Origin of the sequence: Faecalibacterium intestinale, from assembly GCF_040096575.1 — a bacterium.
GTDB lineage: Bacteria > Bacillota > Clostridia > Oscillospirales > Ruminococcaceae > Faecalibacterium > Faecalibacterium intestinale.
The window spans coordinates 26,808-50,519 of the sequence record NZ_JBBMEN010000016.1 but is presented as its reverse complement, the minus strand read 5'-3'; the positions used below and the strand labels follow the sequence as shown (position 1 = coordinate 50,519).

The following is a 23,712-nucleotide window of genomic DNA, read 5'->3' as shown; positions in this document are numbered from 1 at the left end:
ATGAATAATCTTCATGTTAAAACCGGCGACAACGTGATGATCATCAGCGGCAAGGACAAGGGCCACACTGGTAAGGTCCTGCAGGTCAGCCCCGCTGAAGGCAAGGTCATCGTTGAAGGCCAGAACATGGTTACCAAGCACGTCAAGCCCCGCCGTCAGGGCGAGCAGGGCGGCATCGTTAAGGCCGAGGGCGCTATCTACGCTTCCAAGGTCATGCCCGTCTGCCCCAAGTGCGGCAAGGCCGTGCGTGTGGGTCACGTTGAGAAGGACGGCAAGATGGTTCGCGTCTGCAAGAAGTGCGGCGCTGAGCTGTAAGAAAGGAGTAAGGAACAATGGCTCGTTTGAAAGAACAGTATGTCAATGAAATTGCTCCTGCTCTGAACTCCAAGTTCGGTTACAAGAGCGTTATGCAGATCCCCAAGCTGGACAAGGTCGTCATCAACGTTGCCTGCGGCGAAGCCAAGGAAAACGAGAAGATCCTGGAAGCAGTTATGAAGGATCTGGGCCAGATCACTGGCCAGAAGGCAGTCGTCTGCCGTGCCAAGAAGAGCGTTGCTAACTTCAAGCTGCGTCAGGGCACCCCCATCGGCTGCAAGGTCACCCTGCGTGGTGAGCGTATGTACGAGTTCGTGGATCGCTTCTTCAACGTGGCTCTGCCCCGTGTGCGCGACTTCCGCGGCATCAACGGCAACGGCTTTGACGGCCGCGGCAACTTTGCCTGCGGCATCAAGGAGCAGATCATCTTCCCCGAGATCGACTTCGAGAAGGTCGATGCAGTCCGCGGCATGGATGTCTGCTTCGTCACCACCGCAAAGACTGACGAGGAGGGCAAGGAGCTGCTGAAGGCTCTGGGCGCTCCCTTCGCAGAGAACAACTAAGGGAGGAGATTTGTAAAATGGCTAAACTGTCTATGAAGCTGAAGCAGTCTCGTCCTGCTAAGTTCTCTACCCGTGCATACACCCGCTGCCGCATCTGCGGCCGTCCCCACTCCGTGCTGCGCAAGTACGGCGTGTGCCGTGTGTGCTTCCGTGAGCTGGCCTACAAGGGCGAGATCCCGGGCGTGAAGAAGGCTTCCTGGTAATTTACCAGAGGGCTGGATAGAATGTCGGATATCCGCCCCGGGGCAAACAACTTGTTTCGGGGCGGTATCATTATAAAACAAATGAGAGCTAATCTAAGGAGGTTAGTGGCAAATGCAGATTACTGATCCTATCGCGGACCTGCTGACTCGCATCCGCAACGCTAGCACTGCCAAACACCCTTCTGTGGAGATCCCCGCTTCCAACATGAAGAAGGCTATCTGCCAGATTCTGGTTGACGAGGGCTACATCAAGGGTATGCAGGTCAAGAACGACACTGTTCAGGGCACCATCGTTGTCACCCTGAAGTATCAGGCAAACGGCGAGCCCGTTATTGCCGGCCTGCGCCGTGTGTCCAAGCCCGGCCTGCGCATCTACACCAACTGCGAGGATATGCCCAAGGTCATGAAGGGCCTGGGCACCGCGATCATTTCCACCTCCAAGGGCATCATGACTGACAAGGCTGCACGTGCTGAGCACGTCGGCGGCGAAGTCCTGGCCTACGTGTGGTAAGAAAGGGGTAAAAGACAATGTCGAGAATTGGAAGAAAACCCATCGTCATTCCTGCCGGTGTCACTGTCACTGTCGATGAGGCAGCACACGCTGTCACCGTCAAGGGCCCCAAGGGCAGCCTGAATTCCAACTATCATCCCCTGATGACCGTTAAGGTCGAGGGCAATGAGGTTTTGGTTACCCGCCCCAATGACGAACCCAAGGCCCGCAGCCTGCACGGCCTGACCCGTACCAACATCGCTAACATGGTGAACGGTGTTGTGAACGGCTACGAGAAGAAGCTGGAGATCGTTGGCGTTGGTATGCGCTGCCAGAAGCAGGGCTCCAACCTGGTCATGAACCTGGGCTTCTCTCATCAGGTGAACGTCCCCGATACCGAGGACTGCACCATTGTGTGGCAGGATCCCAACCACTTCTCTGTTACCGGTATCGACAAGCAGAAGGTCGGCCAGTATGCTGCAGAGATCCGCGCCAAGAAGCCGCCTGAGCCGTACAAGGGCAAGGGCATCCGCTACGCTGGCGAGGTCGTCAAGCACAAAGAAGGCAAGGCCGGTAAGGGCAAGAAATAAGGTAAGGAGTGAAAGACAATGGTTAAGCAGATCGACAAGAACGAAGCTCGTCTTCGTCGTCATCGCCGCGTTCGCAACAAGATCAGCGGCACCGCAGCACGTCCTCGCCTGGATGTTTTCCGCTCCGCCAAGCACATCTACGCTCAGATCATCGATGATGAGCAGGGCGTTACTCTGGTGTCGGCGTCCACTATGGACAAGGACTTCAACGGCAACGGCGGCAACGTCGAGGCCGCTGCTGAGATCGGCAAGAAGGTTGCAGCAAAGGCTCTGGAAAAGGGCATCACCGAGGTCGTGTTCGACCGTGGTGGCTACGTTTATCATGGCCGTGTTAAGGCCCTGGCTGATGGCGCCCGTGAGGGCGGCCTGAAGCTGTAATGAGAGGAGGAAACACATTATGGCTATGAGAAACCGTGAAGACGACGGCATGATCACCAAGGTTGTGTCTATCAACCGCGTTTCCAAGACTGTCAAGGGCGGCCGCATCATGAAGTTTGCTGCTCTGGTTGTCGTTGGCGACGGCAAGGGCACCATCGGCTACGGCATCGGCAAGTCCGGTGAAGTTCCCGAGGCTATCCGCAAGGGTGAGGCCGCTGCCAAGAAGAATATGCACAAGGTTGCCCTGAAGGGCACCACCATCCCCCACGAGATCGTTGGCAAGTACGGCGCAGGCGCTGTTCTGCTCAAGCCGGCTGCACCCGGTACCGGTATGATCGCCGGCGGCCCCGTGCGTGCCGTCATTGAGGCTGCTGGCATCAAGGACGTTCGTGCGAAGTCTATGCGTTCCAACAACCCCATCAACGTTGTTGCTGCTACCTTTGCAGGTCTGTGCGGTCTGGTCAGCGCCGAGTCTGTCGCTGAGAAGCGCGGCAAGACCGTGAAAGAAATTCTGGGTTAAGGAGGTAACTAACCATGGCAGATAAGATGCTCAAGATCGAGCTGAAGAAGAGCCTGATCGGCCGCGGCGCTAAGCAGATCGCTACCGCTGAGGCTCTGGGCCTGAAGAAGCCGGGCGACGTTACCGTTCAGCCTGACAACGCCGCTACGCAGGGCAAGATCGCAAAGATCGGCTTCCTGCTCAGCGTCACCGAAGCCTAATAGCAGGGGGTATACGCACAATGAAGCTTCATGAATTGCACGCCAGCAAGGGCGCCAATAAGGCTGCAACCCGCAAGGGCCGCGGCATTGGCTCCGGCAATGGCAAGACTGCCGGCTTCGGCAGCAAGGGCCAGAAGGCCCGTTCCGGCGTGAAGCACGCTGGTTTCGAGGGCGGTCAGATGCCTCTGGCACGCCGCCTGCCCAAGGTTGGCTTTAACAACATCTTTGCTACCCAGTACGCCATCGTCAACGTGGCTGACCTGGAGGCTGCTTTCAATGCCGGCGATGTCGTCGATACCGAGGCTCTGAAGGCTAAGGGTCTGGTCAAGAAGACCCTGGACGGCGTTAAGGTTCTGGGCAACGGCGAGCTGACCAAGGCTCTGACCGTGAAGGCCACAGCCTATTCCGCTTCTGCCAAAGAGAAAATCGAGAAGGCAGGCGGAAAGGCTGAGGTGATGTAAGGTGTTCCAGACATTCCGTAACGCATGGAAGATCCCCGAGCTTAAAAATCGTCTTCTGTTCACGCTGGCGATCCTCGTGGTTTACCGTCTTGGCTGTGCCATCCCCGTGCCGTTCGTTTCCGGCTCTGCTCTGACGCAGATGTTTGCAAACGGCGATATGCTCTCGTACCTCAATATGATGAGCGGCGGCGCACTGGCAAGATGCACGCTCTTCGCGTTAGGTGTGACACCCTATATCAACGCCTCTATTATTGTGCAGCTGCTGACTGTAGCCATTCCTTCGCTGGAAAATCTGGCAAAGGAAGCGGACGGCCAGCAGAAGCTGCAGCAGATCAACCGGTATGCCGGTGCCGTGGTCGCACTGATCATGAGCATTGGCTACTACTTCGTGATCCGCAATATGGGTGCACTGAAGTATGTTTCCGGCGCAGTCGGCGTGTTCGCCGCTGTGGTCATCATCGCTACCTTCGTTGCAGGTGCTCAGCTGATCACTTGGGCGGGCGAGCAGATCGATGACAAGGGTATCGGCAACGGTGTTTCCCTTCTGATCTTCGCCTCCATCGTTTCCAACTGGTCCTCGCTGTACACCTCTGTGACGGGTCTGCTGACCCGCGCAGCGGCTGGCGAGCCTCAGTTCTATATCCTGCTGCCCGTTCTGGTAATTCTGGCACTGGTCGCTGTGGTCTTTGTGGTGGTCATGACCAACGCAGAGCGCCGCATCACCATCCAGTACGCCAAGCGTGTGGTGGGTCGGAAGCAGATGGGCGGCCAGAACAGCTACCTGCCCCTGAAGCTGAACATGAGCGGCGTCATGCCCATCATCTTCGCTTCGGCTCTGGTGTCCATCCCGGGCACCATCGGCAGCTTTTTGCAGATCGATCAGACCGCTCACCCGGTCTGGTATGCGTTCTTCCATACCTTCAACTACACCTCCTGGCTGTACGTTGTGATCTACCTGCTGCTGATTTTGGCATTCAACTACTTCTATGTGGCCATCCAGTACAACCCTGTTGAGATCGCCAACAATCTGCGCCGCAACAACGGCTCGATCCCCGGCTTCCGTCCCGGTAAGCCGACCAGCGATTTCATCACCCGCACCCTGAACAAGATCACCCTCATCGGTGCCATCTTCCTGGCTGCGGTGGCTGTACTGCCGATCATTCTGGGCAACCTGACCGGTATGAGCATTCAGCTGGGCGGTACCAGCCTGCTGATCGTGGTTGGTGTGGCACTGGATACCACCCGCAGCCTCGATAGCTTTATGACCATGCGCAACCACAAGGGTTTCCTTGGCTGATCTGAAGCAATAAAGATGTAAGAAAGCACTGGAAAGGAGAGTACGCTCATACTTTTCAGTGCTTTTTTGCTTTTGTACGTATGTTTCTATCATGTGGCATATAAGAAAGGAAGCGATCCTATGAATCTGATCCTGTTGGGCGCACCCGGCGCAGGCAAAGGCACGCAGGCCGAGATCATCTGCGCAAAGCTGAACATCCCTTCCATCAGCACCGGCAACATCCTGCGTGCTGCTGTCAAGGAGGGCACCGAGATGGGTCTGAAGGCCAAGAGCTTTATGGACGCCGGTGCTCTGGTGCCCGATGAAGTCATCATCGGCATCCTGAAGGAGCGTCTGGCACAGGCTGACTGCGCCAACGGCTTCATTCTGGACGGCGTGCCCCGCACCATTGCGCAGGCAGAGGCCATCGAGACCATGGGCATCCGCATCGACAAGGTGCTGGAACTGCAGGTTGAGGACAGCGTGATCGTGGAGCGCATGAGCGGCCGCCGCGTCTGCGAGAAGTGCGGCGCAAGCTACCACATCCTGAACAAGAAGAGCAAGGTGGAGGGCGTCTGCGACCTGTGCGGCGGCAAGACCGTCATCCGCAAGGACGACCAGCCCGCAACCGTGCTGGATCGTTTGAAAGCCTACCATGAGCAGACCGAGCCGCTGGTGGAGTTCTACCGCACCCGCGGCAAGTTGGCAGAGATCAAGTTCTGCCCCTCCATCGAGGAGACTACGGCTGAAGTCATGAAGGCTTTGGAGGCATAAGCGTGATCCAGATCAAAAATGCAAAAGAGCTGGACGGTATGCGCCGAGCAAACGCCCTGAGCGCAGCTGCCCTGAAGTACGGCGGAGAGCACATCGAAGCAGGCATGACCACTTGGGAGCTGGATAAGCTGATCTACGACTTCATCGTGAAGCACGGCGGCATCCCCAACTTCAAGGGTCTGTACGGTTTTCCCGGTACAGCCTGCATCAGCCTGAACGATACCGTCATCCACGGCATCCCCTCTCATGATATCGTCATCCGCCCGGGTGACATCGTGAGCATCGACACCGGTGCCAAGGTGGACGGCTTCAACGGCGACAACGCCTGCACCTACGCGGTGGGCAAGGTGGACTTGGAAGCCCAGCGCCTGCTGGAAGTGACCAAGGCTTCTCTGTACAAGGGCATCGGGCAGGCCGTGGCGGGCAACCGCATCGGTGATATCGGCTACGCCGTGCAGAGCTACTGCGAGGACGCGGGCTTCTCTGTGGTGCGTGACTTTGTGGGTCACGGCACCGGCAAGGAGCTGCACGAGGACCCCGAGGTACCCAACTACGGCCATCAGGGACGCGGGCCCCGTCTGGTGCCCGGCATGACCATCGCCATTGAGCCGATGATCTGTCAGGGTGACTACAAGATCAAGCAGCTCAGCGACGGCTGGACTGTCAAGACCAAGGACGGCGGGCTGGCTGCTCACTTTGAGCACTCTATCGCCATCCTGAAGGACCGCACCGAGATCATGACCCGCAGCTGGGATGACCCGGATTTTGACCCGGCCACCTTCAGCCTGAAGTAAGCAACCATTAAAAGGAGCCGCTGCACAGACGATGTGCGGCGGCTTCTTTTGCGTATGGAGCATTCTTGTCGCAGTTGCTTTTTGGTTAGCGGGCTCGCCCTCTCAGTCAAAGCCTGTCGGCTTTGCCAGCTCTCCCAAAGGGAGAGCCCTTGGCATAACGGTAAAGTTTCCGGCACAGTGCAAAGGCGTCCCCTTGGGGGAGCTGGCGAACGTAGTGAGCCTGAGGGGGTGGCTTCAGCACTGCCGAAAGCGGCACTGCAAATGTCGTCTCCCGCTACGACCCCTCTGCGTGAAAATGCGTTTGGAGCGCTCCGCAGAGCGCGACAAACGCAAAAATAAAAATAATCCTTCCTCTGATTATGCCCAGAGCGATGCGGAGGGCATTTTAAATCGTTTTGTCTGTCTGAAAAGGCTGTCTGCGGAGAAACGGCAGACGGCCTTTTCCGCTCCTCCACCCTGCAATTTGTGCAATTGTGACAAGTTTTCGTGAAAAAGTTTCACCTTCACGGTGGAGAACCGCGAAAGCCGGACGTAGCAGAAAAGAGCTTTTACACAGAATAATTTTTTATCGGAAATACGGAAAAAACCTCTTGCAAATTGACAACAAAAGGTGTATAATCTATAAATGGCTGTGGAAGCCAGATACTTCCTCGACGGACAGGCTCAGTCTGCCCGTTTTGCGGATTTTGTGCCGCAGGAGATGAAGTATGTGGCGCTCATCGCCACCTGTCCGTCTGGGAATCGGCGTGAAAGCTCCCCGAAAGAGAAGCGGCAAACTGCACAAAAACGGGCGCAGGCACGGAAGAATGCAGTGCTTTCTGTTTTTAGGGGCGGGAGCACCGGTGCTCAATTATGACAAACTGAGCAGATCCAATGAGGAGGCAAATAGCTTGTCTAAAGAAGACGTCATCGAGATCGAAGGCATTGTGCGTGAAGCCATGCCCAACGCCATCTTTAAGGTGGAAATGTTGAGCGAGGATAAGAACACCGGGAAGCTCACTCCCAGCGGTCACATCCTCTTAGCGCACATCTCCGGCAAGCTGCGGACCAATTTCATCCGTATCCTGCCCGGGGACAAGGTAACCGTGGAAATGTCGCCCTATGATCTTTCTAAGGGCCGCATCACCTGGCGCTCCAAATAAGCGTCAGGGCATCAACCAAAAGGAGGTTCAACATCATGAAGGTCAAGCCTTCCGTGAAACCCATCTGCGAAAAGTGCAAGGTCATCCGCCGCAAAGGCCGCGTGATGGTCATCTGCCAGAACCCCAAGCACAAGCAGCGCCAGGGCTAATTCGGGCGCCTGGGGGTCAAGTGCGTAGAGTCCCGGCGCAGACCCCGACACTGACATGGGATGATTTTTGGAGGAAACTACTATGGCACGTATTGCCGGCGTTGACCTGCCCCGCGAGAAGCGCGTTCAGGTGGGTCTCACCTACGTTTATGGTATCGGCCAGACCACTGCTAACAAGATCCTGGAAGCAACTGGCATCAACCCCGATACCCGCGTCAAGGATCTGACTCTGGACGAAGAGGCTAAGATCCGTGACTACATCGATCAGGCAAACATCCTCGTTGAAGGCGACCTGCGCCGCAACGTGGCTCTGGACATCAAGCGTCTGGTCGAGATCCAGTCCTTCCGTGGCACCCGCCATCGCAAGAATCTGCCCTGCCGCGGCCAGCGCACCAAGACCAATGCACGTACCTGCAAGGGTCCCAAGCGCACTGTCGCAAACAAGAAGAAGTAAGGAGGATTTGAGAAATGGCAAGTGCAAATAACGCCAAGAAGGGCGCAAATGTCCGCATGAAGCGGAAAGAGCGCAAGAACATTGCTGCTGGTCAGGCTCACATCCAGTCTACCTTCAACAATACTGTCGTTACTATCACCGACCTGCAGGGTAATGCAGTGTCTTGGTGCTCCTCCGGCTCCCTGAACTTCCGTGGCAGCCGCAAGAGCACCCCGTTCGCAGCTCAGTCCGCTGCCGAGACCGCAGCTAAGACTGCTATCGAGCACGGCATGAAGACTGTTGAAGTTTACGTCAAGGGCCCCGGCGCTGGCCGTGAGTCCGCTATCCGTGCGCTGCAGGCTACCGGTCTGGAAGTCACCCTGATCAAGGACGTGACTCCCATCCCCCACAACGGCTGCCGTCCCCCGAAGCGCCGTCGTGTCTGATCGAAGGAGGAAATTGAATTATGGCAAAGAATACGCAGCCTATCGCAAAGCGTTGCAAGGCCCTGGGCATTTCTCCTGCGGTCATGGGCTATGCAAAGAAGAATACCACCCGCAACTCCAACGGCAACGTCCGCAAGAAGCAGTCTGAGTACGCATCTCAGCTGAAGGAGAAGCAGAAGGTCAAGTTCATCTACGGCGTTCTGGAGAAGCAGTTCCACAACGCTTACCTGAAGGCAGAGTCTCGCCCCGGCAAGACCGGTGAGAACCTGCTCCAGATCATGGAGTGCCGTCTGGACAACGTCGTGTTCCGTCTGGGCTTTGCTCAGACCCGCCGCGACGCTCGTCAGCTGGTGTCTCACGCTCACTTCACCGTCAACGGCAAGAAGGTCAACATCCCCTCTTACCAGGTGAAGGCCGGCGATGTGATCGAAGTGCGCGAGTCCAGCCGCAGCTCTGCAAAGTTTGCAAAGCTGACCGGTGCCGAGGCTCCCGTCGTGGCTCTGCCCGCATGGCTGAACCGCGAGACCGGTTCTCTGAAGGGCGTTGTCGCTAAGCTGCCCGAGCGCAGCGATATCGACTACGAAGTCGCAGAGCACCTCATCGTCGAGCTGTACTCCAAGTAATCCATTAAGAAGGCGTTGCCTTCCTTCTGGATGGTACGCTTTCGCATTCTTTTTTGAAAGAATTCAATAATGGGCCGGTGGAAACACCGGTTTGACAAGGAGGGCATAGATATGATGGAGATTGAACGTCCCAAGATCGAAACGGCAAGCCTGTCCCCGGACGGCCGCTACGGTAAATTCGTGGCAGAACCTCTGGAGCGTGGCTTTGGCATCACACTGGGCAATAGCCTGCGTCGTGTGCTTCTTTCCTCTCTGCCCGGTGTCGCCGTGACCAGCGTCAAGATTGACGGTGTGGTCCACGAGTTCTCCACCATTGAGGGCGTCAAGGAAGACGTTACCGAAATTGTCCTGAACCTGAAGGGTATTGCTGCAAAGCTGTACACTGATGGTCCGAAGACAGTGCGTGTTGAGGCAGTTGGTCCCTGTGAGGTCACTGCTGACAACATCAAGCAGGGCGACGACATCGAAATTCTGAACCCTGAGTGGCACATTGCAACTCTGGGCGAGGGTGCCAAGCTCGTTATGGAGCTGACTTTCGACAAGGGTCGCGGCTATGTGCCCGCAGAGCGCAACAAACAGGCTATCATCGAGAAGAACGATATCAACACCCTTCCCGTTGACAGCATTTACACCCCTGTGCTCAAGGTGAATTATAACGTCGAGAGCACCCGTGTTGGACAGGCCATTGATTATGACAAGCTGACCATTGAGGTTTGGACCGATGGCACGATCAACGCACAGGAAGCCGTTTCTCTGGCTGCCCGTGTGCTGACCGAGCACCTGAACCTGTTCGTCAACCTGTCGGACGAGGCCGCCGGCGCTGAGATCATGGTAGAAAAGACCAACGACGACAAGGAGAAGGCTCTGGAGATGACCATCGAAGAGCTGGATCTGAGCGTGCGTTCCTTCAACTGCCTGAAGCGCGCAGGGATCAACACGGTGGAAGATCTGGTCAGCAAGAGCGAGGACGAGATGATGAAGGTCCGCAACCTCGGTCGCAAGAGCCTGGAGGAAGTCATGGCAAAGCTGGACTCCCTCGGCTTCAAGCTGAACACGGATGACGAATAACTAAAATAATTTAAGGAGTGAAACGGGATGCCCGGTACCAGAAAGCTCGGTAGAACCAGCGACAGCCGCAACGCTATGATGCGCGCTATGGTTACCTACCTGTTAGAGAATGGCAAGATTGAGACCACTGTCACTCGCGCTAAGGACGTTCGTTCCATGGCCGAGAAGATGATCAGCCTTGGCAAGGCCAGCGACCTGCACACCAAGCGTCAGGTCTACGCCTACATCACCAAGGAAGATGTTGCAAAGAAGCTGTTTGACGAGATCAGCCCCAAGTACGCTGACCGCAACGGCGGCTACACCCGCATCATCAAGATCGGCGCTCGCCGCGGCGATGCAGCTGAGATGGCAGTTCTGGAGCTCGTCTGATCCTGCTCTGACTGTTTGATACAGTAACCAAAGAAACCATTGCACAGCTTTTGTGCAGTGGTTTCTTTTTTGTTTATATGGGTTACCCCCTCAGTCGCTGCGCGACAGCTCCCCCAAGGGGGCGCCTTTCGGTGCTGCCGCAAAGTTTCCCGCCACCGCGAAAAGCCGTCCCCTTGGGGAAGGTGGCATCGCCGTAGGCGATGACGGAAGGGGTAATCCCCCGCCGCGCATTCCAAATCGTTCTCCGCGTATGCCCAACCCCTTTTTTGTGTCCGCAAAGTGTGGTATACTGAAAATAGTTTTTTATGCCCGGAAGGAGGTTGACCGGTATGAACAGAACCCGCAGGCTGCGGCTGGTGCTGTGCACGCTGCTGTGCTTTGTGCTGTGCAGCTGCCAGACCGTGCTGCCGGCCAACGAAAAGGCACAGGTAGAGGAGCTGCTGCGTGCCCCGAAGCTTTCCGGCGATTACGGCGCGCTGCAAACTGCCCTGAACGACTGGCTGGGTGAGAGCGCCCAGCTGAAATATCCCATTCAGGGCGAGCTGCTTTCTCCCTTTGTGCTGCAGGATCTGGATGGCGACGGCCAGCAGGATGCGGCGGTGCTGTATACCACCGCCCAGACAGCCAACGTCTGCATAGCCATTTTGCAGCGGGATGATGCCGGAAGCTGGCAGGTGCGTCAGAGCGTGGAAGGCCTTGCCGAAACGGTGGAGAACGTCAGCCTTGCTCAGCTGCAGGATACAGACAGCTGCCAGCTGGTGGTGGGCTATACCGCTGCCCAGAATGACCACTATCTGGCGGTGTACTCTTATCAGGACGGCACTCTGTCCACCATTCTCGAGCAGCAGTACGAGCAGTATCTGGTGGAAAATATCACCGGCGGCAGCAGTCAGGATCTGATCCTGATGTCCACACAGGAGGACGGCAGTGTGCAGATCGAGCTGCTGACCGCAGACCGGGAGGGCAGCTTCCGGCAGGTGGCGGTCAACGGCCTTTCCGCAGATAAGTTTTCCGGCTGCGCTTCGGTGGCGGCGGGTGCAGGCGCAGACGGGCGGCATTATCTGGTGCTGGACGGCTGGACCGGCATTTCTGGCAACAATCTGGCTTCGGTGCTGTTATGCTACGACGAGAACAGCCAGCAAATGGTGCCCGCCACAAGGATCAGCAGCCAGCGGCTGTATAACGCCTCTCTGCGCAATGTACCCACGCTGGTCAGCCGGGACTTGGACGGAGACGGCATCGTGGAGATCCCCACCCAGCCGGACGAGGCGGGTCTGCTGAACCTGAGCCAGAGCCGCCGCATGGATTTTATCGTCTGGATGGACTACACCAGCAGCCACCCGGAAAAAAGCTTTGGCCTGCTGGACGAGGAGACCAACTGTTATATCGAGCTGCCCGCCGAGTGGGAGGGCAACCTGAAACTGACCGACAGCGAGGAATATGACGGCGCAGTGGAGCTGCGCACCGTAGACGAGGATGAGCTGGTGCTGACGGTACGGCTGGCAAGGACCTCGGCCAATTCTACCGGCTGGACAAGGCTCGGCGTGGTGGCGTCCCGCCAGCTGCAGGCCAGAATGGGCCCGGGCGTTTTGCTTGCCGACACAAACTATCGCCTTTCCAAGGCATTGTATCTGCTGAATTAAGGAATGGAGGATGCTGCATGGTACGAGTGCTTGTTGTAGAAGATGAAACCAATATCCGCGATATGATCGCCCTGAACCTGCGCCATGCGGGGATGGAGGTGGTGGAGGCTGAAAGCGCCGAAGCCGCCCTGCCGCTGCTGGCGCAGAAACCCGGCTGCGATGCCGCCATTCTGGACGTGATGCTGCCGGGCATGAACGGATTCTCGCTGTGCGAGACCATCCGCCGCACCGACCAGCAGATCGGCATCATCATCCTCAGCGCCAAGGGGCAGGAGCAGGATAAGATCCGCGGGCTGTCCATCGGCGCAGACGATTACATGACCAAGCCTTTCAGCGTCAGCGAACTGCTGGCGCGGGTGGAAGCGCTGTGCCGCCGCGTGATCCGCACCAAGGAAGGGGACAGCCGGGAGAACGTCCCGCTGGGCACTTTGACCAGCGGCGAGTTCGTGCTGGACGAGAACCGCCGCGTGCTGCTGAAAGCCGGTCAGCCCATTGAGCTGACGCAGGTGGAGTTCCAGATCATGGAGCTGTTTTTCCGCAATCCGGGCACCGCGTTGGTGCGCGAAAAGATCCTGAAAGGGGTCTGGGGCGAGAACTACTTCGGCGACGTAAAGATCGTGGATGTGAACATTCGCCGCCTGCGCATGAAGGTGGAGGACGAACCCAGCCACCCCGCCCACATCATGACCGTGTGGGGCTACGGCTACCGGTGGGAAGAATAAAAATGTGATTCAGGAAAGTCCTACGGACTTTCCTGAATCACAAAAAAATATTTTTTTATTATCTATACTCACCGAAAGGAGGACACTGTTATGCGAAGCGGTATCACCCGCCGCTGGCTGCGGGGCAATCTGCTCATCACCGTACTGGTAGTGCTGCTGGCCGAAGCAATGTTTCTGTACAGCTATACCCGCAGCTACTACGGCAGTGTGCAGCAGATCATGTACCGACGGTTCTCCTCGGTGACCGGTCAGCTGAAAATGTATACCGGCGATACCGCCCAGAGCGCGGCGGTCAGCCGCAGTCTGGCGCTGCGGCGCATGGTGGAACAGTTTGCCGATAAGGATAAATACGAGTTCATGCTGCTGGACAGCTACGGCAGCGTGATCGCCTCCTCCAGCGGTACGGACGCGGAGGGCATCGTCAGCAGCAGGGACTTTGAACAGGCGCTCGGTGCGCCGGACGGTCTGGGCGTGGCGGTGTACCGCACCCAGTCCGGCGAGATGGTCATGGCGGCCTGCTCGCTGGTGCCCTACGACGCCGAGGACGTGGCGGCTCTGCGGCTGGTCACCAGTCTGGCGCTGGTGGAGCGGCAGGTCAAAAACGCCGTCATCGTCAGTGTGTTCATTGCGGTGGCGATCCTGCTGTTCACGGTCATGTCCGGACTGTACTTTGTGCGGGGCATCGTGGTGCCGCTGGGGCAGGTGGAGCGCACCGCCGCCGGCATCGCCCGGGGCGAGCTGGACGTGCGTCTGCCCCTGACCGGCGACCCCCACGACGAGGTGGACCGGCTGCGCGGCACTATCAACCAGATGGCTGAGGGTCTGGAAGAGACCGAGAAGATGAAGAACGAGTTCATCAGCTCGGTGTCTCACGAACTGCGCACCCCGCTTACCTCCATCCGGGGCTGGGTGGAGACCTTGATGACCTTGGACGACCCCACGGACGAGAACTACCGCAAGGGGCTGGAGATCATCAACAACGAGACCGGGCGGCTGAACAATATGGTGGAGGAACTGCTGGATTTCAGCCGCCTGCAGAACGGACGCATCCGCATGGAGTGCCGCCCGCTGGACTTGGTGGCAGAGCTGACCGATGCTGTGCTCTTCTGCGAGGCACGCATCCGGCAGGAGGGGCTGCTGCTCCACTACACCGAGCCGGAGGAGATGATCCCCGTCTATGCCGACCCGGACCGTCTGCGGCAGGTGTTCATCAATATTCTGGATAACGCCATCAAATACTCCGCCCCCGGCGGGCATATTACGGTCAAGCTGTGGGCAGGGGAGTACAAAGCCTTTGTGGAGATCATCGATCAGGGACGCGGCATTCCGCCGGAGGATCTGGAAAACGTAAAGACCAAGTTCTACAAGGGCAGCAACTCGGTGCGCGGCAGCGGCATCGGTCTGGCGCTGGTGGATTCCATCATGACCGCGCTGGACGGCACGCTGGATATCAAGAGCACCCTCGGGCGCGGCACCGTGGTCACGCTGGGTCTGCCGCTGTACCATAAGGCGTGAGCAGCGCCCAAAACACAGATTTTGTCACATTTGTGTGCTAGAATGAGCTTTGCGCGGGGATATGCCCCGGATAAAATACAAAAAAGACCGTCCTATGCCGCAAGCGGCAGGGACGGATATCGGGAGAAACCAATGAATCAACCTAAAAAGGAACGCTTTAAGACCAGCGTGGGCGGGCAGGCACTGATGGAGGGCATCATGATGCGCGGCCCCAAGCAGATGTGCTGCGCTGTGCGCAAGCCGGACGGCACCATTGAGACCAAGCTCGACCCTACCCCCACCCACGGGGTATGGACGAAGATCCCGCTGGTGCGCGGCGCCATTTCCATGATCGAGAGCATGATCGTGGGCTACCGCTACATGATGTACTCGGCACAGGTAAGCATGGGGGACGATTACGACCCCGCCGAGGAGGAAACCGCCTTTGAAAAATGGGTGGGGGAGCATCTGGGCGAGAAAGCCGAGAATGCACTGCTGACCGTGGCGGCGGTGCTGGGCGGTCTGCTGGCGATTTTGCTGTTCACCGTGCTGCCCACCTTCCTTGTGGGCGGGGTGAACCGTCTGCTGCCGCTGGGGCGCTGGGGCAAGGTGGTGCTGGAAGCCGTGCTGAAGGTGGCCATCTTCCTGACCTATATGGTGGGCATCTCTAAAATGAAGGAGATCCACCGGGTGTTTGAATACCACGGCGCAGAGCACAAGACCATTGCCTGCTACGAGGCGGGCGACCCGCTGACCGTGGAGAATGTGCGCAAGTATACCCGTTTCCATCCCCGCTGCGGCACCAGCTTCCTCATTCTGGTGGTCATCGTCAGCGTGTTTTTGTACAGCGTGCTGCCGTGGGGCAGCATCGGCCTGCGGGTGGTGTGCAAGCTGCTGCTGCTGCCGCTGGTCATGGGCATCAGCTACGAGCTGCTCAAGTGGTGCGGCCGGTCGGATAACATTGCTACCCGCATCATCCGTCAGCCGGGCATCTGGGTGCAGCATCTTACCGTCTTTGAGCCGGACGACAGCATGATCGAGGTAGCCATTGCCGCCATCACCCCCGTGCTGCCCGAAAACCCGGAGGAAGGCAAATGGTAAACGAAGCAATGCTCCCCCGCACAGCGGTGCGGGAGGTGGAACAGCGGCTGACCGCCGCAGGCTGCCCGGACGCGGATTTTGACGCGCGGGAGCTGTTCCGGCTGGCGACCGGGCGGGACGTGCGGCTTTCCGACCGTCCGCTGACCGCAGAGCAGGCGGCGGCGCTGGAAGTGCTCTGCACCCGCCGCGCCGCGCGGGAGCCGCTGCAATACCTCTGCGGCAGCTGGAGCTTTTTAGATTTTGAGTTGGCGGTAGGCCCCGGGGTGCTCTGTCCCCGGGCAGATACCGAGGTGGTGGCGCAGGCCGCCGCCGAGACCCTTGCGGGCATTGCAGCGCCCCGGGTGCTGGACCTCTGCGCCGGGACAGGCTGTCTGGGGTTGGGAGTCAAGCGCTTTTGTCCCGCCGCGCAGGTGACCTGCGTGGAAAAAAGCCCTGCGGCCTTTACCTATCTGGAAAAGAACGCCCGCTGCGCTCTGACCGGGCAGGGCAGACAGACCGAGAACGTGCTGGAACCTTCTGCGCTTGAACAGGCAGATGCCCCGGCCTTGGACTGGGGCCCGGCGCTGAACGTGCTGCGGGCAGGCAAAAAGCCCGTCTACGCGGTGCAGCCGGTGCAGGGCGACCTGTTCACCTACTGGGAAACGCTGCCGGAGGGGCAGCTGGAGCTCATCGTCTCGAACCCGCCCTACCTGACCGCCGCCGAGATGGAGCAGCTGCAGCCCGAGGTGGCGCAGGAGCCTGCTATGGCGCTGGAAGCCGGGGAGGACGGCCTTGTATTCTACCGGGCGCTGGCGCAGCACTACCAAAATGCGCTGTGCCCCGGCGGGGCGCTGGTGTTGGAGATCGGCTGGCAGCAGCGGGAAGCTGTAAGCGCCCTGCTGGCAGAGAACGGATGGGCAGATATCCGCTGCATACAGGACTTTGGCGGCAACGACCGCTGTGTGACTGCCCGCCGCCCAAAATAAATTGGAAAAAACAAACAACTTCTTGTTGTAATATTTTGATTTTGTGTTATACTAAGAAGGAAAGCGAAGGACAGCCCGCCCTCTGCGGGCCCAAAGGATAAAAGGAGCAGCAGGCTATGGCAAAAAATCAGAACAATAACGTTGCACCGGCTACCCAAAAGACCGAGCCGGAAGCCAAGAAGGATGCGCTGGCTACGGCGCTGGCGCAGATCGAAAAGCAGTTCGGCAAGGGTGCCGTCATGAAGCTGGGCGACAACGCCTCCATGCAGGTGGATGCCATTTCCACCGGCAGTCTGGGGCTGGATCTGGCGCTGGGCGTGGGCGGTGTGCCGCGCGGGCGCATCATCGAGGTGTACGGCCCGGAATCCAGCGGTAAGACCACGCTGGCACTGCACATCCTTGCCGAAGCCCAGAAGAAGGGCGGCGAGGTGGCCTTTATCGACGTTGAGCACGCACTGGACCCCACCTATGCCGAGGCGCTGGGTGTGGATATCAACAACCTGCTGGTCAGCCAGCCGGACACCGGCGAGCAGGCCATGGAGATCTGCGAAGCACTGGTACGCTCCGGTGCGATTGATGCCATCGTAGTGGACTCGGTAGCCGCCATGGTGCCCCGCGCCGAGATCGAGGGCGAGATGGGCGACAGCCATGTGGGCTTGCAGGCACGTCTGATGAGTCAGGCCATGCGCAAGCTGACCAGCGTCATCGGCAAGACCAACACGGTCTGCGTGTTCATCAACCAGCTGCGTGAGAAGGTGGGCGTCATGTACGGCAACCCGGAGGTGACCACCGGCGGCCGCGCCCTGAAATACTACGCCTCGGTGCGTATCGACATCCGCCGCGTGGAGGGTCTGAAGGACTCCTCCGGCCAGTTCATCGGCAACCACACCCGTGCCAAGATCGTCAAGAACAAGGTGGCTCCGCCGTTCCGTGAAGCCGAGTTCGACATCATGTTCGGTGAGGGCATCTCCAAAATGAGCGAGCTCATTGATGTGGGCGTCAAGCTGGGCATCGTGCAGAAGAGCGGCGCATGGTTCAACTACGGCGATATCCGTCTGGGTCAGGGCCGCGACAACGCCAAGCAGTTCCTGAAGGATAACCCCGAGATCGCCAATGACATCGAGGGGCAGATCCGCGCCAACGCCGATAAGCTGTACGCCACCCGCCGTCCGGCAGGCCGCGCCGCAGCCGCCGTAGCGGAGAAGCCTGCCGACCCTGCCGCCGCAAAGGAGCCGGTGGTCAAGGCACCCACCCGCAGCAGCGAGAGCGAGCTGGATATCATGGTGGAGGACTAAATGGCCTTCTACCGCCGCCGACCCCGCCCGGATGCGGAAAAGTGCGCCGACCCCACCAAGGCGCGGGCCAGTGCGCTGGAAACGCTGGCCGGGCAGGAGGTCTCTGCCAATATGCTGTATGAGCGGCTGTGCCGCCGCTATACCGAGCAGGCTGCTGCCGCCGCTGTGGCGGAGATGGTGCAGCTGGACTATGTGAACGATGCCCGCTACGCCGAAGCACGGGCGCACAGCCTGCTGGCTGCCCGCAAAAGCCGCCGCGCCGCCGCCCAGAGCCTGCGCCAGAAGGGGCTTGCCCCCGCCGAGGTGGCAGGTGCGCTGGAAGCGGTCTACGCCCCGGAGGACGGCGGCGACGACCCGGAGCTGGAAGCCGCCGCCGCGCTGGTGGACAGCCGCTACCGCAAAAAGCTTGCTATCGGCCGTCGCGACCTTGTGGTGGCGGCGCTGCAGCGCCGCGGCTTTGCCTACACCACTATTAAAGAAGCCATCCGCAGGGTGGAGGAGGGGGAATGACCCTCCCGTAAAATTTTAAAAGCATCCCTCAAAAGAGAAAGAGAGTATCATCCCTTATGAAAATTGCGTGTATTTCCCTTGGCTGTCCGAAAAATCAGGTGGATCTGGATGTGATGGTGCACATCCTGCTGTCTGCCGGGCACGAGACTGTGGCCGATCTGGCCGAAGCAGATGTCATTCTTGTGAACACCTGCGGCTTTATCGAGAGCGCCAAGACCGAAGCCATTGAAAACATTCTGGAAGCCTGCGCCTACAAGCAGCAGAACCCGAACCTGAAGGTCATCGTTACCGGCTGCCTTGCCGAGCGCTACCGAAGCCAGATCGAGGAAGAGATCCCGGAGGTGGACGCCGTTGTAGGCTGTGCTTCCAACAAGGCCATTGACACCATCGTGGAGCGGCTGTTCCACGGCGAGGATCATCTGGAAAGCTACGGTGCCAAAAAGGACTTCCCGCTGGGCGGCAAGCGCGTCATCGGCACGCCCGCCCACTATGCGTACTTAAAGATCGCCGAGGGCTGCAACAACCGCTGCCATTACTGCGCTATCCCGGGCATCCGCGGCCCGCTGCACAGCCGCGATATGGCCGACTGCGTAGCCGAAGCCCGCTGGCTGGCGGGTGAGGGCGTGAAGGAGCTTATTGTTGTGGCGCAGGATCCCACCGCCTACGGCGAGGACTGGGGCAAGCCCGGCAGCATCTGTGAGCTTCTGGACAAGCTGAACAAGGTGCCGGGGCTGGAATGGATCCGCATCATGTACGCCTACCCGGAGCGCATCACCGATGAATTTATTGCCGCCATGAAGCGCAACGAGAAGGTGGTGCCTTACCTCGACCTGCCCATCCAGCACTGCAACGATACCATCCTCAAGAACATGAACCGCCGCTCCAACCGCGCGGAGCTGCTGGAGGTCATCGGCAAGCTGCGCCGTGAGATCCCCGGCATCACCCTGCGCACCACCCTGATCGCGGGCTTCCCCGGCGAGACCGAGGAGCAGTTCGAGGATCTGTGCAACTTTGTCAAGGAGGTGCAGTTCGACCGTCTGGGCTGCTTTGCCTACTCCGCCGAGGAAAACACCGTGGCGGCACGGATGGACGGCCAGATCGAGCAGGAGGTCAAGGACAAGCGTGCTGAGCTGGTAATGCAGATCCAGACCGGCATCATGGCACAGAAGCAGGCCGAAAAGGTGGGCCAGACCGTGCACGTTCTGTGTGACGGCATCGACGAGGAAAACGGCCTGTACCTCTGCCGCACCACCGGCGATGCGCCGGAGGTGGACGGCTGCGTCTGCGTTTCCAGCGAGGAACCGCTGTACCCCGGCCAGTTCTATGATGTGCTGGTAGAGGACAGCGACCTTTACGATCTGTATGGTACGGTCGTAAAATAACGAATTGGAGGATAAAACCTATGAATCTGCCCAATAAGCTTACCCTGACCCGCATCATTCTGGTGCCGGTGTTCATGATCTTTGTGTCTCTGACTGGTCTGGACGGCATCGTGGACGGTACATTCAACGCCGCCTTCTACCTGCTGGCAGGCATCGTGTTTGCCGCTGCCAGCTTCACCGACTTTCTGGACGGCCATCTGGCACGCAAGTGGCACATGGTCACCGATTTCGGCAAGTTTGCCGACCCGCTGGCTGACAAGCTGCTGACCACCGTGGCCTTCATCTATATGTTGCGGGATGGTGTGTGCAGCCCCGTGGTGCTGTGCATCATTCTGGCACGTGAGTTTGCGGTGTCCGGTCTGCGCATGGTGGCCGCCGGTGCCAAGGACGGCAAGGTCATCGCCGCCAATATGTGGGGCAAGGTAAAGACCGTTTTGCAGATGCTGAGCATCATCTTCTACTTCTTCGGCACTGCCCTGAGCTACCGCGGCACGGTGGAAAGCGTTTCCATCGTGGTGGTGATCTCCATCGCCCTGTGCTGGCTGGTGGCTGCTGTGACCGCCATCTCCGGCATCAAGTACCTGTGGGATAACCGCAGCTTTATCAACACTGCAAAATAAAAATGTGGAAAACAAAGGCCGCTGCACCTCACCGTGCAGCGGCCTTTTGCTTGTGTGGGACGATTTTGAATGCCCTCCGCGTTGCTCTGGGCATATTCAGCGGAAGAATTATTTTAAATTTCGGGTTTCAGAAAAGTCTGCGGACTTTTCTGAAACCCATTTTCACGAAGGAAGTCGTGAAGGGGAACGGCAGATGCCGAGATACCCCTTCCGTCTTGCCGCTTCGCGTCAAGCCACCTTCCCCAAGGGGACGGCTGAACTCCCTCAGTCAAAACCTGACGGTTTTGCCAGCTCCCTCTGGGAGGGAGCCTTTGGCATGGCGGGAAAGTCTCCGGTTTTGCCAAGGGCCCCATCTCAGAGGGGGCTGTCGCCGTAGGCGACTGGGGGAGTTTTATCCCCCGCAGCGCCGCGCTTTCGCAGAAAGCGGCGCGGCAGCTGCCGTTTTCCTCCACGACCCCTCTCGTGAAAATGCAATGCCGGAGCGTCCGCAGACGCTCCGGCATTGCTCTATTAAAAATAATTTTTCCGCTGAACATGGCTAGAGCGTAGCGGAAGCCATTTAAAATCGTGTTTCGACGCACTGTCAGGAAAGCACCGCGCTTTCCTCCACCTTGTCCAGCACAGCCAGCTGCAAGGCGTTCAGCATACTGCGCTGTGCGCCATAGGTGTCGGCGTAGGAGCTGTTGACACTGTCGATCTGTTCCTGCGTGGGGGTGATATCCAGCTGTTCCGCAATGGCCTGAAAGACCAGATCCTGCTTGGCCAGATGCTCAAAATAGGCGTCAGAATCTGCAAGCATCGCGTTGGCATCGGCGTAGCCCTTGGCCTGTGCGTAGGCGTCCAGCTCCATGCCGTACTGGGTAGCAAGCTGAGAGTGGTAGTTCAGGAACATACGGATGTAGTAGCTGGTGATCTGGGTGGGGATCTCCTTGAAGGTGGCGTTATTGAGCAGATAGTCCATCACGGCGTTGTCCAGATTGTTGGCGTACAGGGCGCTGTCAAAGTACTGGCGCAGGGCGTCTGCGGTGTGCAGGTCGTCGCTGGCGGCAAAATTGGTCTCCACCCACTCATCGGTCAGGGTGGGCACAACGCTCTGGGTGATGGCGTTCAGTGTCACGCTGAACACGGCTTCCTTGCCGCTGAGGGTGATGGTGTTGCCCTCGGCGTCGGTGGAGTCGCCGTAGCCCTCCGGGAAGGTGACGGTCACATCAAAGGTGTCACCGATATTGTGGCCGATGATCTGATCCTCGAAGCCGTCAATGAAGGTGTGGCTGCCCAGCGTCAGGTCATAGCCGGTGGCAGTGCCGCCGGTAAAGGCTACGCCGTCCACCGCGCCGGAATAGTCGATGTTCACAGTGTCGCCGCTCTGGGCTGCCCGGCCGGTGATGTTCTGGGTGGTGGCGTACTGGTTCAGCAAGGTGTCGATCTGGGTCTGGATCTCGGTCTCGGTGGGCTCAATGTCTGCCTTAGAAAGCGGCAGCGCGGATACATCATCCGGCAAGGTCACATAGTCCAGTGCGCGGATGCCGGTCCAGTGGCCGTTATCGTCCAGTCCCTCGGAGTAATCGAAGCTGGAATAATCGAAATCCGACACCTTGCCGTAGACGGACACGCTTGCGCCGGATGCGGCAGAGGATGCCGTGGTGCTGCCCTGCTTTTTGAGCAGCATAAAGCAGGCCGCAGCTACGCACAGCACAGCAGCCACCGCGCACAGCACACACAACAGGATCTTGGTAATGCGTTTCAAAAGAGATACCTCCTAAAAATAGCAGACCGTTTTCACGGAGAATGCAAATATCATACCATCCTATTATAACGGAAAAATGCGAAAAAAAAAGATTTTTGCTAAAATTCCACAAATGCCGCCCGGCACAGGTATCACTTTTGCCCGCTTTTGGGCGGGAAATGCCGCAAAACCGGTGGAAATACCCGGGCGGTTCTGTTACAATAAAACTGTATGAGCCTTTCCCTGCGGGGGAAAGCCTTTTGCTGAAATTGGAGGATAAAACCATGGATTACAATAAAGCAGCTCTGGAAATGCACGAGTCCCACAAGGGAAAGGTGGGCATCGTGAGCAAGGTGGAGGTCGCCACCCGCGACGACCTGTCCACCGCCTACACCCCCGGTGTGGCCGAGCCCTGCCGCAAGATCAAGGAAAACCCCGACGATGTGTATAAGTACACCTTCAAGGGCAACATGGTGGCCGTTGTCTCCAACGGTACTGCCGTGCTGGGTCTGGGCGATATCGGCCCGGAAGCCGGTCTGCCGGTCATGGAGGGCAAGGCTGTGCTGTTCAAGGAGTTCGGCGGCGTGGACGCCTTCCCCATCTGCATCGACGCCCACGACGCTGCCAGCGTCATTGCTGCCTGCAAGGCCATCGCGCCCACCTTTGGCGGCATCAATCTGGAGGATATCAAGAGCCCGGAGTGCTTCGAGATCGAGGAGACCCTGGAGCGGGAGCTGGACATCCCCGTGTTCCACGACGACCAGCACGGCACGGCTATCGTGGTCACCGCTGCTCTCATCAACGCCCTGCGGGTGGTGAATAAGAAGATGGAGGACGTGCACATCGTCCTGAACGGCCCCGGCGCAGCCGGTACCGCCATCATCAAGATGCTCATGACCGCCGGTGCCAAGGACATCGTGGCGGTAGATCAGTTCGGCACCCTGTACAAGGGCTGCAACAGCGCCGAAGCACACAAGAACTGGCTGGGCGAGGTGACCAACCCCCGCCAGATCAAGGGCGGTCTGAAGGAAGCGCTGGAGGGTGCAGACGTGTTCATCGGCGTGTCCCGCCCCGGCATCCTGACCACCGAGCTGTGCAAGACCATGAACAAGGACGCCATCGTCTTTGCCATGGCAAACCCCACCCCGGAGATCATGCCGGATGAAGCCAAGGCGGGCGGCGTGCGGGTGATGGCTACCGGCCGCAGCGACTTCCCCAATCAGGTCAACAACGTGCTGTGCTTCCCCGGCCTGTTCAAGGGCGCGCTCAGCGTCCGCGCCCGGGATATCAACAATGAGATGAAGCTGGCCGCTGCCTACGCCATTGCAGACCTCATCACCGATGCCGACCGCAGCGAGGAGAACATCATCCCCGGCGCGTTCGACCCCCGCGTGGCCGAAGCTGTGGCAAATGCCGTGGCAAAAGCTGCCCGCGAGACCGGCGTGGCACGGCTGTAAGCG

At 58.6% G+C, this 23,712-nt stretch carries 31 protein-coding genes; 30 read left to right on the top strand and 1 reads right to left on the bottom strand.

Annotated features, from left to right (window positions below; all coding sequences use genetic code 11):
- The 29 genes from rplX to pgsA all read left to right on the top strand — a co-directional run bounded on the left by rplX (position 1) and on the right by pgsA (position 20,526).
- Complete coding sequence (gene rplX / locus WMO20_RS10610; protein ID WP_015537247.1) at positions 1–315, top strand: 50S ribosomal protein L24; 315 nt, start codon at positions 1–3, stop codon at positions 313–315.
- A 17-nt stretch (positions 316–332) separates the two neighbouring features.
- A complete protein-coding gene (gene rplE / locus WMO20_RS10605; RefSeq protein ID WP_112090933.1) occupies positions 333–878 on the top strand; it encodes a 50S ribosomal protein L5 in 546 nt (181 codons plus the stop codon).
- A gap of 17 nt (positions 879–895) precedes the next feature.
- Positions 896–1,081 carry a type Z 30S ribosomal protein S14 gene (locus WMO20_RS10600; RefSeq protein WP_005921866.1) on the top strand — a complete coding sequence of 62 codons (186 nt, stop codon included), beginning with the start codon at positions 896–898 and terminating at the stop codon, positions 1,079–1,081.
- Positions 1,082–1,193: 112 nt separating this feature from the next.
- On the top strand, positions 1,194–1,592 hold the full coding sequence (gene rpsH, locus WMO20_RS10595; RefSeq protein WP_005921861.1) for a 30S ribosomal protein S8: 399 nt from the start codon (positions 1,194–1,196) through the stop codon (positions 1,590–1,592).
- A gap of 17 nt (positions 1,593–1,609) precedes the next feature.
- Positions 1,610–2,161: a 50S ribosomal protein L6 gene (rplF, locus tag WMO20_RS10590; protein WP_112090932.1), complete on the top strand. Its 552-nt coding sequence runs from the start codon at positions 1,610–1,612 to the stop codon at positions 2,159–2,161.
- A gap of 18 nt (positions 2,162–2,179) precedes the next feature.
- The gene (gene rplR / locus WMO20_RS10585; RefSeq protein WP_005921856.1) at positions 2,180–2,539 is read left to right on the top strand and encodes a 50S ribosomal protein L18; all 360 of its coding nucleotides are present in this window, start codon (positions 2,180–2,182) and stop codon (positions 2,537–2,539) included.
- 19 nt (positions 2,540–2,558) lie between these two features.
- On the top strand, positions 2,559–3,059 hold the full coding sequence (gene rpsE / locus WMO20_RS10580) for a 30S ribosomal protein S5 (RefSeq protein WP_005921854.1): 501 nt from the start codon (positions 2,559–2,561) through the stop codon (positions 3,057–3,059).
- A 14-nt stretch (positions 3,060–3,073) separates the two neighbouring features.
- Positions 3,074–3,259: a 50S ribosomal protein L30 gene (gene rpmD, locus WMO20_RS10575; protein ID WP_005921851.1), complete on the top strand. Its 186-nt coding sequence runs from the start codon at positions 3,074–3,076 to the stop codon at positions 3,257–3,259.
- 20 nt (positions 3,260–3,279) lie between these two features.
- The gene (gene rplO, locus WMO20_RS10570; RefSeq protein ID WP_349186827.1) at positions 3,280–3,720 is read left to right on the top strand and encodes a 50S ribosomal protein L15; all 441 of its coding nucleotides are present in this window, start codon (positions 3,280–3,282) and stop codon (positions 3,718–3,720) included.
- Between the two features lies 1 nt (position 3,721).
- Positions 3,722–5,017, top strand: a complete 1,296-nt coding sequence (gene secY, locus WMO20_RS10565) for a preprotein translocase subunit SecY (RefSeq protein WP_112121781.1) — start codon at positions 3,722–3,724, stop codon at positions 5,015–5,017.
- Positions 5,018–5,137: 120 nt separating this feature from the next.
- On the top strand, positions 5,138–5,770 hold the full coding sequence (locus WMO20_RS10560; RefSeq protein WP_005921841.1) for an adenylate kinase: 633 nt from the start codon (positions 5,138–5,140) through the stop codon (positions 5,768–5,770).
- A gap of 2 nt (positions 5,771–5,772) precedes the next feature.
- Positions 5,773–6,564: a type I methionyl aminopeptidase gene (gene map / locus WMO20_RS10555; RefSeq protein ID WP_005921840.1), complete on the top strand. Its 792-nt coding sequence runs from the start codon at positions 5,773–5,775 to the stop codon at positions 6,562–6,564.
- A gap of 625 nt (positions 6,565–7,189) precedes the next feature.
- Positions 7,190–7,420, top strand: coding sequence for a hypothetical protein (locus WMO20_RS10550; RefSeq protein ID WP_316540194.1), 231 nt, complete (start codon positions 7,190–7,192; stop codon positions 7,418–7,420).
- 34 nt (positions 7,421–7,454) lie between these two features.
- Positions 7,455–7,706 carry a translation initiation factor IF-1 gene (infA, locus tag WMO20_RS10545; RefSeq protein WP_005937979.1) on the top strand — a complete coding sequence of 84 codons (252 nt, stop codon included), beginning with the start codon at positions 7,455–7,457 and terminating at the stop codon, positions 7,704–7,706.
- Between the two features lie 35 nt (positions 7,707–7,741).
- Entirely contained in the window at positions 7,742–7,855 is a 114-nt protein-coding gene (gene rpmJ, locus WMO20_RS10540) for a 50S ribosomal protein L36 (protein ID WP_005921832.1), read from the top strand.
- Positions 7,856–7,937: 82 nt separating this feature from the next.
- Entirely contained in the window at positions 7,938–8,309 is a 372-nt protein-coding gene (rpsM, locus tag WMO20_RS10535; RefSeq protein ID WP_005921827.1) for a 30S ribosomal protein S13, read from the top strand.
- A gap of 14 nt (positions 8,310–8,323) precedes the next feature.
- Positions 8,324–8,734, top strand: a complete 411-nt coding sequence (gene rpsK, locus WMO20_RS10530; RefSeq protein WP_005921825.1) for a 30S ribosomal protein S11 — start codon at positions 8,324–8,326, stop codon at positions 8,732–8,734.
- 20 nt (positions 8,735–8,754) lie between these two features.
- On the top strand, positions 8,755–9,357 hold the full coding sequence (rpsD, locus tag WMO20_RS10525) for a 30S ribosomal protein S4 (RefSeq protein WP_005921823.1): 603 nt from the start codon (positions 8,755–8,757) through the stop codon (positions 9,355–9,357).
- A gap of 111 nt (positions 9,358–9,468) precedes the next feature.
- The gene (locus WMO20_RS10520; RefSeq protein WP_015537248.1) at positions 9,469–10,425 is read left to right on the top strand and encodes a DNA-directed RNA polymerase subunit alpha; all 957 of its coding nucleotides are present in this window, start codon (positions 9,469–9,471) and stop codon (positions 10,423–10,425) included.
- A 27-nt stretch (positions 10,426–10,452) separates the two neighbouring features.
- Complete coding sequence (gene rplQ, locus WMO20_RS10515; RefSeq protein ID WP_005921819.1) at positions 10,453–10,794, top strand: 50S ribosomal protein L17; 342 nt, start codon at positions 10,453–10,455, stop codon at positions 10,792–10,794.
- A 329-nt stretch (positions 10,795–11,123) separates the two neighbouring features.
- A complete protein-coding gene (locus WMO20_RS10510; protein WP_349186826.1) occupies positions 11,124–12,437 on the top strand; it encodes a hypothetical protein in 1,314 nt (437 codons plus the stop codon).
- A gap of 17 nt (positions 12,438–12,454) precedes the next feature.
- The gene (locus WMO20_RS10505) at positions 12,455–13,159 is read left to right on the top strand and encodes a response regulator transcription factor (protein WP_349186824.1); all 705 of its coding nucleotides are present in this window, start codon (positions 12,455–12,457) and stop codon (positions 13,157–13,159) included.
- Positions 13,160–13,249: 90 nt separating this feature from the next.
- Positions 13,250–14,674 (top strand): sensor histidine kinase, encoded by a 1,425-nt coding sequence (locus WMO20_RS10500; RefSeq protein ID WP_349186823.1) that lies wholly within the window; start codon positions 13,250–13,252, stop codon positions 14,672–14,674.
- Between the two features lie 132 nt (positions 14,675–14,806).
- Positions 14,807–15,754, top strand: coding sequence for a DUF1385 domain-containing protein (locus WMO20_RS10495; RefSeq protein ID WP_249235008.1), 948 nt, complete (start codon positions 14,807–14,809; stop codon positions 15,752–15,754).
- Positions 15,748–16,719, top strand: coding sequence for a N5-glutamine methyltransferase family protein (locus WMO20_RS10490; protein WP_349186822.1), 972 nt, complete (start codon positions 15,748–15,750; stop codon positions 16,717–16,719). The genes WMO20_RS10495 and WMO20_RS10490 overlap by 7 nt, the downstream gene beginning before the upstream one ends.
- A gap of 116 nt (positions 16,720–16,835) precedes the next feature.
- A complete protein-coding gene (gene recA / locus WMO20_RS10485; RefSeq protein ID WP_349186820.1) occupies positions 16,836–18,014 on the top strand; it encodes a recombinase RecA in 1,179 nt (392 codons plus the stop codon).
- The gene (locus WMO20_RS10480; RefSeq protein WP_349186818.1) at positions 18,015–18,524 is read left to right on the top strand and encodes a regulatory protein RecX; all 510 of its coding nucleotides are present in this window, start codon (positions 18,015–18,017) and stop codon (positions 18,522–18,524) included. It begins immediately after the preceding gene.
- Between the two features lie 56 nt (positions 18,525–18,580).
- On the top strand, positions 18,581–19,906 hold the full coding sequence (gene rimO / locus WMO20_RS10475) for a 30S ribosomal protein S12 methylthiotransferase RimO (RefSeq protein ID WP_316540189.1): 1,326 nt from the start codon (positions 18,581–18,583) through the stop codon (positions 19,904–19,906).
- Positions 19,907–19,926: 20 nt separating this feature from the next.
- On the top strand, positions 19,927–20,526 hold the full coding sequence (pgsA, locus tag WMO20_RS10470) for a CDP-diacylglycerol--glycerol-3-phosphate 3-phosphatidyltransferase (protein ID WP_112090921.1): 600 nt from the start codon (positions 19,927–19,929) through the stop codon (positions 20,524–20,526).
- Positions 20,527–21,109: 583 nt separating this feature from the next.
- Here pgsA and WMO20_RS10465 read toward each other — a convergent pair.
- Positions 21,110–22,273 carry a trigger factor gene (locus WMO20_RS10465; RefSeq protein WP_349186817.1) on the bottom strand — a complete coding sequence of 388 codons (1,164 nt, stop codon included), beginning with the start codon at positions 22,271–22,273 and terminating at the stop codon, positions 21,110–21,112.
- Positions 22,274–22,536: 263 nt separating this feature from the next.
- Between WMO20_RS10465 and WMO20_RS10460 the strand changes: the two genes are divergently transcribed.
- Positions 22,537–23,709, top strand: a complete 1,173-nt coding sequence (locus tag WMO20_RS10460) for an NAD(P)-dependent malic enzyme (protein ID WP_217296458.1) — start codon at positions 22,537–22,539, stop codon at positions 23,707–23,709.
- The last annotated feature ends 3 nt before the right edge of the window (positions 23,710–23,712 follow it).

Excerpts from the sequence above, each read along its gene's own strand:
- WMO20_RS10520 (WP_015537248.1), top strand. The coding sequence starts at position 9,469 with ATGATGGAGATTGAACGTCCCAAGATCGAAACGGCAAGCCTGTCCCCG.
- WMO20_RS10490 (WP_349186822.1), top strand. The coding sequence starts at position 15,748 with ATGGTAAACGAAGCAATGCTCCCCCGCACAGCGGTGCGGGAGGTGGAA.
- rpsE (WP_005921854.1), top strand. The coding sequence starts at position 2,559 with ATGGCTATGAGAAACCGTGAAGACGACGGCATGATCACCAAGGTTGTG.
- WMO20_RS10505 (WP_349186824.1), top strand. The coding sequence starts at position 12,455 with ATGGTACGAGTGCTTGTTGTAGAAGATGAAACCAATATCCGCGATATG.
- rimO (WP_316540189.1), top strand. The coding sequence starts at position 18,581 with ATGAAAATTGCGTGTATTTCCCTTGGCTGTCCGAAAAATCAGGTGGAT.
- WMO20_RS10550 (WP_316540194.1), top strand. The coding sequence starts at position 7,190 with ATGGCTGTGGAAGCCAGATACTTCCTCGACGGACAGGCTCAGTCTGCC.
- WMO20_RS10500 (WP_349186823.1), top strand. The coding sequence starts at position 13,250 with ATGCGAAGCGGTATCACCCGCCGCTGGCTGCGGGGCAATCTGCTCATC.
- WMO20_RS10600 (WP_005921866.1), top strand. The coding sequence starts at position 896 with ATGGCTAAACTGTCTATGAAGCTGAAGCAGTCTCGTCCTGCTAAGTTC.
- rplR (WP_005921856.1), top strand. The coding sequence starts at position 2,180 with ATGGTTAAGCAGATCGACAAGAACGAAGCTCGTCTTCGTCGTCATCGC.
- rplQ (WP_005921819.1), top strand. The coding sequence starts at position 10,453 with ATGCCCGGTACCAGAAAGCTCGGTAGAACCAGCGACAGCCGCAACGCT.
- rplO (WP_349186827.1), top strand. The coding sequence starts at position 3,280 with ATGAAGCTTCATGAATTGCACGCCAGCAAGGGCGCCAATAAGGCTGCA.
- rpsK (WP_005921825.1), top strand. The coding sequence starts at position 8,324 with ATGGCAAGTGCAAATAACGCCAAGAAGGGCGCAAATGTCCGCATGAAG.
- rpmJ (WP_005921832.1), top strand. The coding sequence starts at position 7,742 with ATGAAGGTCAAGCCTTCCGTGAAACCCATCTGCGAAAAGTGCAAGGTC.
- rpmD (WP_005921851.1), top strand. The coding sequence starts at position 3,074 with ATGGCAGATAAGATGCTCAAGATCGAGCTGAAGAAGAGCCTGATCGGC.
- rpsD (WP_005921823.1), top strand. The coding sequence starts at position 8,755 with ATGGCAAAGAATACGCAGCCTATCGCAAAGCGTTGCAAGGCCCTGGGC.
- rplX (WP_015537247.1), top strand. The coding sequence starts at position 1 with ATGAATAATCTTCATGTTAAAACCGGCGACAACGTGATGATCATCAGC.
- rpsH (WP_005921861.1), top strand. The coding sequence starts at position 1,194 with ATGCAGATTACTGATCCTATCGCGGACCTGCTGACTCGCATCCGCAAC.
- pgsA (WP_112090921.1), top strand. The coding sequence starts at position 19,927 with ATGAATCTGCCCAATAAGCTTACCCTGACCCGCATCATTCTGGTGCCG.
- WMO20_RS10460 (WP_217296458.1), top strand. The coding sequence starts at position 22,537 with ATGGATTACAATAAAGCAGCTCTGGAAATGCACGAGTCCCACAAGGGA.
- WMO20_RS10510 (WP_349186826.1), top strand. The coding sequence starts at position 11,124 with ATGAACAGAACCCGCAGGCTGCGGCTGGTGCTGTGCACGCTGCTGTGC.
- rpsM (WP_005921827.1), top strand. The coding sequence starts at position 7,938 with ATGGCACGTATTGCCGGCGTTGACCTGCCCCGCGAGAAGCGCGTTCAG.
- rplF (WP_112090932.1), top strand. The coding sequence starts at position 1,610 with ATGTCGAGAATTGGAAGAAAACCCATCGTCATTCCTGCCGGTGTCACT.
- WMO20_RS10495 (WP_249235008.1), top strand. The coding sequence starts at position 14,807 with ATGAATCAACCTAAAAAGGAACGCTTTAAGACCAGCGTGGGCGGGCAG.
- WMO20_RS10480 (WP_349186818.1), top strand. The coding sequence starts at position 18,015 with ATGGCCTTCTACCGCCGCCGACCCCGCCCGGATGCGGAAAAGTGCGCC.
- recA (WP_349186820.1), top strand. The coding sequence starts at position 16,836 with ATGGCAAAAAATCAGAACAATAACGTTGCACCGGCTACCCAAAAGACC.
- WMO20_RS10560 (WP_005921841.1), top strand. The coding sequence starts at position 5,138 with ATGAATCTGATCCTGTTGGGCGCACCCGGCGCAGGCAAAGGCACGCAG.
- rplE (WP_112090933.1), top strand. The coding sequence starts at position 333 with ATGGCTCGTTTGAAAGAACAGTATGTCAATGAAATTGCTCCTGCTCTG.